This window comes from Chryseobacterium sp. CG10_8 (assembly GCF_058117085.1).
Window position 1 is genome coordinate 25,651 of the sequence record NZ_JBYVEB010000003.1, and the last position, 12,187, is coordinate 37,837.

The 12,187-nt window shown below is 35.3% G+C and carries 12 protein-coding genes; 5 read left to right on the top strand and 7 right to left on the bottom strand.

The genetic code is table 11. The annotated features are described in order from the left end of the window. Positions 1 to 23 precede the first annotated feature (23 nt). The 3 genes from AC4AGG_RS01015 to AC4AGG_RS01025 all read right to left on the bottom strand — a co-directional run bounded on the left by AC4AGG_RS01015 (position 24) and on the right by AC4AGG_RS01025 (position 2,831). On the bottom strand, positions 24 to 464 hold the full coding sequence (locus tag AC4AGG_RS01015; RefSeq protein ID WP_489770106.1) for a deoxycytidylate deaminase: 441 nt from the start codon (positions 462 to 464) through the stop codon (positions 24 to 26). 17 nt (positions 465 to 481) lie between these two features. Next, positions 482 to 1,249 carry an enoyl-CoA hydratase-related protein gene (locus AC4AGG_RS01020; RefSeq protein ID WP_489770107.1) on the bottom strand — a complete coding sequence of 256 codons (768 nt, stop codon included), beginning with the start codon at positions 1,247 to 1,249 and terminating at the stop codon, positions 482 to 484. Between the two features lie 91 nt (positions 1,250 to 1,340). After that, a complete protein-coding gene (locus tag AC4AGG_RS01025; protein ID WP_489770108.1) occupies positions 1,341 to 2,831 on the bottom strand; it encodes a catalase in 1,491 nt (496 codons plus the stop codon). A 109-nt stretch (positions 2,832 to 2,940) separates the two neighbouring features. On the opposite strand from AC4AGG_RS01025, the gene AC4AGG_RS01030 reads away from it, so the two are divergent. The 5 genes from AC4AGG_RS01030 to AC4AGG_RS01050 all read left to right on the top strand — a co-directional run bounded on the left by AC4AGG_RS01030 (position 2,941) and on the right by AC4AGG_RS01050 (position 7,725). Next, complete coding sequence (locus AC4AGG_RS01030) at positions 2,941 to 3,888, top strand: LysR substrate-binding domain-containing protein (RefSeq protein ID WP_489770109.1); 948 nt, start codon at positions 2,941 to 2,943, stop codon at positions 3,886 to 3,888. A gap of 195 nt (positions 3,889 to 4,083) precedes the next feature. Further along, positions 4,084 to 5,361 carry a methionine adenosyltransferase gene (gene metK, locus AC4AGG_RS01035; protein WP_489770110.1) on the top strand — a complete coding sequence of 426 codons (1,278 nt, stop codon included), beginning with the start codon at positions 4,084 to 4,086 and terminating at the stop codon, positions 5,359 to 5,361. Between the two features lie 27 nt (positions 5,362 to 5,388). After that, entirely contained in the window at positions 5,389 to 5,910 is a 522-nt protein-coding gene (locus AC4AGG_RS01040) for a hypothetical protein (RefSeq protein ID WP_489770111.1), read from the top strand. 312 nt (positions 5,911 to 6,222) lie between these two features. Beyond that, positions 6,223 to 6,813 carry an RNA polymerase sigma factor gene (locus AC4AGG_RS01045; protein WP_489770112.1) on the top strand — a complete coding sequence of 197 codons (591 nt, stop codon included), beginning with the start codon at positions 6,223 to 6,225 and terminating at the stop codon, positions 6,811 to 6,813. A gap of 213 nt (positions 6,814 to 7,026) precedes the next feature. After that, positions 7,027 to 7,725, top strand: a complete 699-nt coding sequence (locus AC4AGG_RS01050; RefSeq protein WP_489770113.1) for a YjjG family noncanonical pyrimidine nucleotidase — start codon at positions 7,027 to 7,029, stop codon at positions 7,723 to 7,725. Between the two features lie 43 nt (positions 7,726 to 7,768). Here the strand turns inward: AC4AGG_RS01050 and trpS are convergent, their stop codons facing one another. From trpS to AC4AGG_RS01070, 4 genes are all read right to left on the bottom strand, one after another. Then, complete coding sequence (trpS, locus tag AC4AGG_RS01055; protein WP_489770114.1) at positions 7,769 to 8,737, bottom strand: tryptophan--tRNA ligase; 969 nt, start codon at positions 8,735 to 8,737, stop codon at positions 7,769 to 7,771. Positions 8,738 to 8,837: 100 nt separating this feature from the next. Then, a complete protein-coding gene (locus AC4AGG_RS01060) occupies positions 8,838 to 9,452 on the bottom strand; it encodes a SanA/YdcF family protein (protein ID WP_489770115.1) in 615 nt (204 codons plus the stop codon). A gap of 53 nt (positions 9,453 to 9,505) precedes the next feature. Then, entirely contained in the window at positions 9,506 to 10,882 is a 1,377-nt protein-coding gene (locus AC4AGG_RS01065; RefSeq protein ID WP_489770116.1) for a TolC family protein, read from the bottom strand. Then, a complete protein-coding gene (locus AC4AGG_RS01070; protein WP_489770117.1) occupies positions 10,866 to 12,119 on the bottom strand; it encodes an HlyD family secretion protein in 1,254 nt (417 codons plus the stop codon). The genes AC4AGG_RS01065 and AC4AGG_RS01070 overlap by 17 nt, the downstream gene beginning before the upstream one ends. Positions 12,120 to 12,187 lie beyond the last annotated feature (68 nt).

Consider the following 12,187-nt stretch of genomic DNA (forward strand, 5'->3'; position numbering starts at 1 on the left):
TGTGTTTTTTTATTGTAATAATTTTATACTAATTCATTTTCTGGTATTTTAGTGATATCAATTCCGTGATTTTTGAGGAATGAGATTCCATCATCATCGGAGTATTCATTGATATAAACCAATCTGGAAATTCCGGATTGGAGGATCAATTTACTGCATTCTTTGCAGGGAGACAGTGTAATATACAATGTAGCTCCTTTTGCAGATTGCGTGGAACTTGCAAGTTTTAATATCGCATTGGCTTCAGCGTGTAGGACATACCAATGAGTAGAGCCGTCCTCAGCTTCGCAATTGTTTTCGAATCCAGAAGGAGTCCCATTGTAACCATCAGAAATAATCATTCTGTCCTTTACAATTAATGCTCCTACTTTCTTTCTTTCACAGTACGAAAGTTTGGCCCATTCCAAAGCCATCTTTAAGTACGCGATGTCAAATTTATTATGTTTCAAACTATTATGTTCCAAAAATAAGATAATTTGTACTAAAATTCAGGTTTTCGTTTTTCTAAAAAAGCAGCAACTCCTTCTGCTTTATCTTCCATTTCAAACAACTGTCCAAAGGATACGATTTCTTTTTCAAAACCTTTATCGGTGTCGGATAGTTGTACCGCTTCAATTGCTTTCGCTATTGCCATCGGTGAGTTTCTTGATATTGTTTTTGCTAATTCTTTTGCTTTTTCTAATAAAGTCTCTTGAGGATATACCTCATTGACAAGCCCTATTTCTTTTGCTTTGTCGGCAAGAATCATCTTTGCTGAAAAAATGATTTCATTTGCCCAACCTTTTCCCACCAATTTTGGTAGACGCTGAGTTCCCCCATAACCAGGAATGAGACCTAAAGTTACTTCAGGAAGTCCCAGTCTTGCATTTTCTGATGCATAACGGATATGACAAGCCAACGCAAGTTCTAATCCTCCACCCAACGCAAACCCATTAACGGCAGCGATGACGGGTTTGTTCATGTTCTCTATTTTGTCAAAAAGAGAATTTTGGCCGTTTCTAGCCAATTGTTCTGCTTTTTCTACATCAAAGTCAGCAAATTCTTTGATGTCTGCTCCGGCAACAAAGGATTTTTGTCCGCTTCCTGTTATTATAATCACACGACATGTCTCGTTAGTTCTAAGGTCATCTAAAGCCGAACTGAGTTCTGATATAGTCTTCCCGTTCAGTGCGTTAAGGCTTTCTGGACGGTTGATGGTAATAATAGTGGTATAATCCTCTTTATTTATAGAAATGTTGCTATAAATCATAAATAATTTGTTGTGAAACTGATGCAAGATACAACTTTTAATAAAAGTTCACTAAAAAAAGCGAAAAAATATTATGTTAATTGCATAGTGATTACGTGTTTGCGTGTTTAATAGTGTTTGCGTCAATATTAATTTGTAGCCCAAAAGCTACTTTCATTCCCATTTCGATGTTAGCGCGGAAGAAGTGACAAAGTTGGCGATTGATGATTTCGTCTCTTTTTGGACCGTCAATTTTCTTCATGCTGCTTATGATGTTGGCAATCAAGTGTTGGCGGTCTTGCTCGGTCATTGCTTTTGTGTACAAAAGTCCTGGTTGAGTGTGGTGGTCATCATCATTCTCGTTGCGATTGAAGTTTCTCACTTGGTCGCTATCAAGGTCGTATTCAAAATTTTTGAAATGACTATCGGGTTTTATGTTATCAAAGCTGTTAGGATAATAATTAGGTGCGTCTTCATAGTCTTTTGCGTCTGCCATCACTCCATCCCGTTGATAATTGTTGACGCCAAATGGACATCGATTAACATCTAAAAGGTGAAAATTTGCACCAAGACGATATCGGTGTGCATCAGGATATGAAAAAAGTCTTCCTTGAAGCATTTTGTCAGGGGAAAAGCTTATTCCGTCAATTAAATTACTAGGCGAAAAAGCAGCTTGTTCTACGTGTGCAAAATAATTTTTCGGTATTTCATTAAGTTCGAGTTCTCCAACTTCAATTAATGGGAAATCCTCATGAAACCAAACTTTGGTTACATCAAAGGGATTCCAACGATACTCTCTTGCTTGGTCTTCTGTCATCACTTGGATGTACATTGTCCATTTTGGAAATTCGTTATTTTCGATGGCTTGGACTAGGTCTTCTTGAGAGAAATCAGGATTTTCACCAGCAACTTTAATAGCTTCTTCTTCGGTGAAGTTCTTGATGCTTTGTTTAGTTTTCAAATGAAATTTTACCCAAACTCTTTCATTGTGGCTATTAATCATTGAAAAAGTATGAGAGCCATAACCATTCATGTGGCGATAGCCAGAAGGTGTGCCTCTATCTGACATCAATATCATCACCTGATGAAGAGACTCTGGATTAAGACTCCAATAATCCCACATCATGGTCGCTGATTTCAAGTTGGTTTTTGGATGTCTTTTTTGGGTATGAATAAAGTCCGGAAATTTTTTAGCGTCTTTAATAAAGAAGACAGGCGTGTTGTTTCCAACTAAATCCCAATTTCCTTCTTCTGTGTAGAATTTAACTGCGAAACCTCTAGGGTCTCTCGCGGTGTCTGCACTGCCTTTTTCGCCGCCGACCGTTGAAAATCTTGTGAAAATTCGACATTGGTTACCGACTTTCGAAAATAATTTGGCTCTGGTATACTGCGATATATCGCTAGTCACAGTGAAAGTTCCATAAGCGCCAGTTCCTTTAGCATGAACTACTCTTTCTGGAATTCTTTCTCTTACAAAGTGTGCAAGATTCTCCTGTAAAATAAAATCTTGAAGCAAAACAGGTCCTCTCGGTCCTGCGGTCTGAGAGTCTTGGTGTTCGTAGTACGGCGCACCAGAAGCGGAAGTAAGCTTTTTAGAATCCATTTTATTAAGATAAACTGTACAAATATACGAAATCGCTCTGTGACATTAATATTTTAAAGTTATTTTTCGGATTAAATAAGTATCTTTGTGATAGATAACATAAATTACGATGAATATTCAACAGCTGGAATATCTTATTGCGGTGGATAAGTACAAACATTTCCGAAAAGCCGCTGAAGCTTGTTTCGTTACTCAGCCGACTCTTAGTGCAATGGTGCAGAAATTAGAAGATGAATTAGGGGTTAAGATTTTCGACAGGACTTCTCATCCAATCAGGACTACTGATGCGGGTGTGCAAATTATTAAGCAGGCAGAGTCAATCATTGATTCTGTCAATGACTTAAAGAAAACTGCGGACGGACTTAATGATGTTGTTGGAGGTAATATCAATTTGGGGATTATTCCTACTGTTTCCGGTAATATTTTATCAACAGAGATTTTTCCATTTCTACAGAAAAATCCTAAAATTTCGATGAATATCAAAGAGATGACCACCGAGAGTATTATAAGGTCTCTCAAGTCTGGCGTTCTAGATGCCGGAATAATCGCTACACCTCACTCGGACGCGAAGGAATTCTTCAATGAACTACTTTTCAATGAAGAGTTGATGGTGTATTCTTCCGAAATTAAGGGAGGAAAGGATGTATATGTCGCACCACAAGAAATTTCTCCGGAGAAAGTTTGGCTTTTGGAGGAGGGGAATTGCCTTCGTACACAGTTCGAAAATATATGTAATCTTAGGGAGCATCAGCAAAAACCGAAAAATCTTGAGTTTTTAGCATCTAATGTCTATACTTTGGTTCATTTGGTTGACCAAATGGGGGGTATTACTATTCTTCCAGAAATGGCAGTTGAATTATTGGGCAAGAATCAGAAGACACGCGTTTCCAGGTTCAAACAGCCGTTTCCATTCAGAGAAATAAGTATTGTGTATTATAAACCAACTTATAAACAAAAAATCATTGACGAATTGGTAGCACATATTAGAGCTTCTCTCAAGGGAAGACTGCTATACGAAAGGGCACCAGAGGATTATGTGAATATAAGGCCAGAGTAAATTAGCTAAAATCGAAACAATTTTAATAATTTGACTTGGTTTTTTGAAAATAGTCCTTAAATTTGCAGACCAAATAATTTCAAGAGGAGAAATTTGACTTGATTGCAACCTCAGAAAAAAATGCTAAAACAGATTTTCGAAATTTTAGTTTTCTGATTTTCAGTTTCATTTCTCTTTTTGGCAAAAAATAATATTATGCCATATTTATTTACATCAGAATCAGTTTCTGAAGGACATCCAGACAAAGTAGCGGATCAGATTTCCGATGCATTAATCGACCATTTTTTGGCTTATGACCCACAATCCAAAGTTGCGTGCGAAACATTGGTGACAACTGGTCAAGTTGTACTTGCAGGCGAGGTTAAGTCTCAAGCATATCTTGATGTGCAGACCATTGCAAGAGATGTAATCAACGGAATTGGTTACACCAAGGGAGAATACATGTTTAACGGAGATTCTTGTGGAGTAATCTCAGCAATTCATGAGCAGTCACCAGATATTAATCAAGGAGTTGATAGAGCTTCTGCAAATGTTGATTTTGAAGCTAAAGCTAATTCACAAGGAGCAGGAGATCAAGGGATGATGTTTGGTTATGCAACTAACGAAACCGAGAATTATATGCCACTTGCCTTGGACTTGGCGCATGCTATCTTAAGACATCTTTCGGACTTAAGAAAGACAGGTACTATTCCATATCTTCGTCCTGATGCTAAGTCTCAGGTAACTATTGAGTACTCTGATGATCATAAGCCTTTGAGAATTGATTCAATTGTTGTTTCCACTCAACATGATGATTTTGCAAGTGATGAAGCAATGCTTGATAAAATCAGAAAAGATATCGTTGAAATATTAATTCCAAGAGTTAAAGCTGAACAAAAGGCTGAAATTCAGACTTTGTTTAACGATAAAATTCAGTATCATATTAACCCAACTGGGAAATTTGTAATTGGAGGTCCTCATGGAGATACAGGATTGACAGGAAGAAAAATTATTGTTGATACTTACGGAGGTAAAGGAGCACACGGAGGTGGAGCTTTTTCTGGAAAAGACCCTTCTAAAGTTGACCGTAGTGCAGCTTACGCAGCAAGACATATTGCAAAAAACTTAGTTGCAGCTGGAGTTGCTGATGAAGTTTTGGTACAGGTATCTTATGCTATTGGGGTTTCTAAACCTTGTGGTATCTATATTAACACATACGGAACTGGTAAAGTTGCTTTCAATGACGGTGAGATTGCTAAAAAAGTTGAGGAGTTATTTGACCTTCGTCCGTATGCAATCGAGCAAAATCTTAAGTTAAGAAATCCAATTTATCAAGAAACGGCTTCTTATGGTCACATGGGAAGAGATTATTATGTTGGAAACAAGACTTTTAATAAAGGAAAAGATAACGAAAAGACTATCGAAAATCTGGAGTTCTTCACTTGGGAGAAGCTAGATCGGGTAGATGATATCAAAAAGTCTTTTGGACTTTAAGAATTATAAAAACTGCATGAACATCACATGCAGTTTTTTTTATTTAACTTTAGAGAATATTTGAGAACATTAATGAGAACCCCTATATTAGTATTATTCTTTTTTTTAGCGATGACTCCCTTTTTTCAATCGCAATATACTAAGTATCCTATGGTTACCGCTGGATATGTTTATCAAAATCAAAGCTTTGGTGAGATAGGAGGTAAGGTGTTGTTTCTTAAAAATGATGACTTTATTTTTCGTTTGGGAGCTTCTGCAATGATGGGGTCTGTGCACAGCAAATTTGCAGTTATTCCAAAAGTACAAGGAGAAGTTTTATTGAATTCTGAAAAGAATGTTGATATCAGTCATTCCTACTATTTTCTTGCAGGGGGCGAAGTGACGAGTAAATATGCTTCTCCCAAAATAGGAGTTTCTTTATTTGGAATTGTTGATTTAGCCGCAGGTTATGCCTTTCCTTTTGGCGACCATGGAGTTAATGGAAAGCAATTAAAAGGACTCAACTTTAATTTTACAGTTAATATTCCAACGGTTGCTTTTCAAAAGTAATATTTTCCTTTTTTTTCTAATTTTTATACTTATCCGTTTATATTTTTTATAGATTAGTCTCTTAAAGGTGTAAGGGATAATTCAACTAATTTTAATTGCGAATTATAGAATAATTAATACTTTTTGCTAAAATAGGTCAAAAAAATTACTGAAAATCTCGTATTTGTTAGGAGTTTTGAAAAAAAGGACTATATTTACACAAAATTAAACATCACGCCTATAGCATAATTTTACTTCAGTTTGATAGATAGATTAGTTACCAAGTCCTAAATTCTTAGTTAGGGTATGTCAAATTAAAAATGAAGTAAAGTTATGAAATCACTAACCGACAGTACGCTTATTGCCCAATATCAGGGTGGAAACGAGGATGCACTTGCTGTGCTTGTAGATCGTTATCAGAAGGATTTGTACTCATTTATTTTTTACAAAATTTTAGACGACGATTTAGCAAATGATATCTTTCAAGATACATTTATCAAGATTATTATTAAGCTAAAAGCTGGTAAATATAATGAAGAGGGTAAATTTATAGTATGGGCAAAAACAATTGCTCATAATTTGATTATAGATCACTTTCGTCAGAAATCAAAACATAAAAAAGTTACAGACTGTACTTACGGCGACGAAGAGTTTTCGATATTTGATCTGGTAAGAGAGCCTTCTGAAAACATAGAAGAGGAACTAATTACTTCCCAAATCTATGACGATATGATGAAGATGTTAGTGTATCTTCCAGAGAACCAACAAGAAGTTATTCGATTGAGGTTTTTTGATGGATTAAGTTTCAAAGAAATTGCAGAGCAGACAGAATGCAGCATCAATACGACTTTGGGAAGAGTGAGATATGCGTTGATTAATCTGAGAAAAATTATGGAAGACAATAATATTATTCTGACTAGATAATATTTTGAAAAAGTTTGCGTTTAAAGTTTAAAAGAATCGCCTATGAGAAAGAATGATACTTTAAACAAAAAACTTTTGAAACCAAGAAAACAAACCATTCAGTTTATTTTGGACTTTTCCAAGTCAGTTGAAGTGGTTAAGTCAAAAAAGAGAAATCTTTTAATCAGTAAGAATTAATTAAAAAACTGTTTTATTTACTTAAATTTGTGCCTTATGGATAGTAACCTAAGGCACATTTTTTTTGATTTGGACAATACTTTGTGGGACCACCGCAAGAACGCCAAATTGACACTTCAGAAACTTTTTGTAGATTATAAAGTCGAGGATAAATACAGTATTTCTTTCGATGCTTTTTATCAAGAGTACTTTTGGATTAATGAAGAACTTTGGGCAAGGCTTCGAGATGGAGAAATTGATAAAGACTACCTTCGGAAGCATCGTTTCTATGATTCTTTTTTAGCTTTTGAAATTGATGATTTCGAGCTTTCTCAAGAGTTTGAACATCGATTTTTGGACGAAATTGTAGAATTTAATGAGGTTGTTCCCGGCACCATAGAACTTTTGGATTACTTGAAGGAAAAGGACTACCAACTGCATATTATAAGCAATGGCTTCAAGGAAGTGACGCATCGAAAAATTGAAGGAAGTAAAATCGAACAATATTTTGAAACGGTAACCAGCGCAGATGATGTCGGAGTTAGAAAACCTAATCCCAAAATTTTTCAACACTGTTTGGATATCACCGATGCGAAGAAGGAAGAATCCATTCTTATTGGTGACGACTGGATTGCTGACGCTTTGGGCGCCAAAGATTTTGGAATGAAGGTTATTTTCTTTGATACCTTGGACGAAAACTTTGAAACAGATATTCCTGTTATTAAACAGTTAGAAGAAGTCAAAGACTTTTTATAAATAAAAAACCCTTTCAGATTTTGAAAGGGTTTTGTTTTGTGATTTACATTCCGAGGCTTTCTCTTGTTCTTTTCAAGGTTTCGGAAGCAATTTTTCTGGTTTTGATTGCTCCTTCTTGAAGTTTAGTTTCTAATTCAGCAAGATTGTTCATATAGTAATCAAACTTTTCTCTTTCCGTTTTGAATCGTTCCAAAATCAATTCCAACAATTCTTTTTTAGCATGACCATATCCGTAATTACCACCTAAATAATTCTGACGCATTTTTTCAGTTTGTTCAGGAGTAGCAATTAAAGAATAAATCGCAAACACTTTATCAGTATCTGGATTTTTTGGTTCTTCCAATGGAGTAGAATCGGTTTCAATGGACATTACTTGTTTTTTCAACTGTTTTTCAGGAAGAAAAATATTGATAATGTTTCCTCTGGATTTTGACATTTTTTGACCATCAATTCCTGGAACATACATGGTGTCTTTCTGCAATTCAGCCTCTGGAAGGACAAAAACTTCTCCCATCTGATTATTGAATCTCGATCCCATATCTCTTGCCATTTCCAAGTGTTGTAATTGGTCTTTCCCAACAGGGACAATTTCTGCATCATACAACAAAATATCTGCTGCCATTAAAATTGGATATGTGAAAAGTCCTGCATTAACGTCTTGCAAACGGTCAGCTTTGTCTTTAAAAGAATGAGCCAATGTCAACCTTTGGTAAGGAAAAAAGCACGATAAATACCAAGAAAGCTCCGTAACTTCTGGAATATCACTTTGTCTATAGAAATAGGTTTTTTCTGTGTCCAAACCGCAAGCTAACCAAGCTGCTGCAATCTCGTACGTGTTTTGCTTTAGTTCTTCTGCATTCTTAATTTGAGTTAAAGAATGCATATTGGCAATAAACAAGAACGATTCGTTTTCTGGATTTTTAGATAATTCGATGGCGGGAATAATGGCTCCCAAAAGATTTCCTAAGTGAGGTGTTCCTGTAGCTTGTATTCCGGTAAGTATTCTGGACATTCAGATTTTAGATTTTAGATTTTAGATTTTAGATTTTCTAAAATTTGTTTGACAAAAATAAGGAAAAGAAAATTTTTCAGCCATAGAAGCGATAAAAGTTTTACGGTATCACCACCTTCTCACCCCCAAACTTTGGATCCACGCCGAAAAATAAATCGATAAAGACTTTGGCTCTTGCAATCTTTTCGCGGAGATTGGTTTTGAAACCATACATTTTGCTTACATCTTTTGCATTGTAGCCATAGGCCTCAATTCCGTTTTTTTGAGCAAGAAAGATGGCTCTTTCGTTATGGAATTTCTGAGAAATGATAATAATTTCGTTTTGTCCGAAAATTTCTTTTGCGCGAACCACGGAATCCAAAGTTCGGAATCCTGCAAAATCTTCAAAAATATGATCCTCGGGGATACCTTTGTCCATAAGCGAGAATTTCATGTCTTCGGTTTCGTTGTAACTTTTTACACTGTTGTCGCCACTTACGATAACGTATTTTATTTTACCCGCTTTGTAAAGTTCAGCTGTAGCATCAATTCTATTGGAGTAGTATTGATTAATTGTAGTTCCGTTGCTTAACAATTTGGAAGTTCCCAAAAGCAAACCCACTTTTTGGCTCGGAACTAAAGAAATGTTATCAAAAACTTTATCTTTTGTGTTCTTTTCTATTGTAAAATTTGACCAAATAACGAATAAGGCACAAAGCCCTATAAATATTACCATTGGTAATATTATTCTTTTTAAAATTAGATTTTTAGTCCTCATATTGTGTTTTTTTAAAATGAAGAAGGCCAATCGTTTTTAACCCAACGAATTTTATTGTAGGTTTGGATTTGCTTTGCCTTTATTTCAATATTTTTTTCTTGCCCTTCTAATAATTTTAGTTCGCGCGAATTAATTAGAAATACCGAACCATCTCCATTCATGAAGCGTATATTTTCGCCATTGAGTAACTGCTCGTACAATGTAATGTTTTTTTCGGTCAGTTCCGTCTGGTATTTATAATTTTCAAACAAATTTTGATATTGTAGTAGTTTAAGATTTAACTCGTTTTCTTTTTGTAAAAAATCTAACTCATTCTGTTGTATTTTGAGCTTAGTATTTTGGTAATCTGCTCTTTCGGTTCGCATAAAAATTGGGACTTCCAATTTTAAGCCATATTGGAAATCATCTTGAAAAAGAGGCGTAAATTGCCAGTTATCTTTTCGAATAAAATTATAAGTGAAATCTAATTTTGGAAGTAAGCTTTGAAATTTAACTTTTTTTTCGATTTCCAAAAATTTCTGTTTATTTCTGTAATACTGTAAAGCGAAATGGTTTTCGGGAATTTGATTGTCCAATGGTAACTCTGGCAATGTGAGTACTGTTTCAGGGATTATCTCCTCCGGAATTTGTACCAAAGTGTTTTCATCGGTCCATAAAAAAACAGAAAGATCTAAGGTAGCGTTTTTAAAACCTGTCTTTGCCTCATTCACTTTCAATTCAAAAAGCTGAACCTGAGCTAATGCTTCTGTTGTATCAATAGCTGGTCTTTCGCCAAGTTCGTAGGCACGGCGTATCATTTTTAATCTTGCGAGATTACCTTTGTAGGCATTTTCATTAATCTTCAAAACCTCATAGGTTTTCCACCAATCAATATAGGAATTATGAGCTTCTAACATCAAATCGTTGATAAGTAAATTTTGCTCGTTTTCAGTCATTTTTGAAAAAACTTGGGCTTGCTGAATTGTAGCTCTTCTCTTATCGAAAAGTAAACCTTTTGCTAAAGGAATCTCTATTCCAAGCTGTTGAATATTCCCTTTGGTATCACTATTATTGAGTTTTTTACCATCCAAATCATTGATGTTACCTAGCAAAGTAACACCGTACCAAGTTGGAATTTCAATGCCGATCCTTTTTTCGGTATAGTACTCTGTTCCTCCAATTACTTTTTCTCCTACTTTACCTGAAATTACAGGATCGAGGCTTCCTTTTGAGGCTTGTATTTGGTTTTTGGCGATCTGATTTTGAAGATTCGCTTGTTTTATAATGGGATGGAATTTTCTAACGGTTGCTAGAAACTCTTGTTGCGAAAAAATTGTTTGTGCAGAAAACCAAGGCATTAGCAATAAAAAAGTTATGCACCAGATTTTAGGGTTATTTTTTCTGTTCATCTTTTTTAGTTTGATCTTCTTTTACTTCGTAATAATCAGGTGGAAAACCGTTGATGTTTCTCCAGATTTCGTACCAAACAGGGACGTCGTTAAGAATAGCAATACCATGGGTCGCCGTCCCAATGCGTATAGATTTTGGCCAAGGTTTGTGAGATGGATCCTCTAAGACAATTGCTTTGAAGTAACCATTGTTACTAATATTTTTCTCTACTACCAGAACTTTACCAGAAAAAGTTCCGTAACTTGAGTTGGGCCATCCGGAAAACACAATTGATGGATAACCATCGAATGTGAAAATAATTTTTTGTCCGGGTTTTATCAAAGGTAAATCTACTGGTTTTATATAGATTTCAGAAACGTATTGTGCCTTGTCAGGAACAACAGTGGCAATAGCTTCTCCATCTTTTAATATTTCTCCGATCCCTGCCTTACTGATATTGATGACCTGCCCATCCTGTGAAGCAATAATATAATACAAACCGCGTCTCACTTTATAATTGGTTACTTGGTTTTGCAATTTTGCAATTTCGGCATCACTACCTGCAACAGAAGATAAATTGCTATACCTATCACCTTCTATTTTGTTTATTTTTTCTGTGTATTCTTGTAATACAGAGCTTTGCTCAATATTATTGTTTAGAATTTCTTGTTGCGTAACAAGGATTTTGTTTTCTGCACCTATTTTCTTAGCGTTAATATTTTGATAGGCAACACTTCGTTGCTGAAGTTGGGTGAGAGAGACCAAGCCTTCGTTATACATCTTGGTTTGGCGATCGTATTGATCTTTAGCTAATTTCAATTCGTTGTTAATAGCTTGTAATTCAGATTGTTCAGCTTTTAGCTTGCTTTGTAGTTGGTTAACTTTATTTTGAAGTTGAGTTATCTTTAAATCCTTTGCTTTGTTAAGGGCTACAGCTTGGTTATTCGTGGTAGAAATCTTTGAAGAATAATAATCCCTCATATTTTTTTTGGCTTCAACTTGTTGTTCGGTTCGTTCTACCAATTGAGGATCCATATAATCTTCTTTAATTTCGGAAATTTGAAGTATGGTATCTCCTTTTTTTACTTGGTCGCCGTTTTTTACATACCACTTTACGATTTTACCTGGAATAGGTGAGTTAAGAGCTTGTGGACGCTGTTCCTGATAAAGAGTGGTTATTTGTCCTTTTGTCTTAATGTTTTGAGTCCAAGGAAGAAATAACCCGACAGTTACAAATGCTAAAAATAACCAAAACATAAACTTAACGTTTGTTTTTTGGTTGATTTTGTAAATGGTTTGATATGATTTGTATTGAGTGTACATGA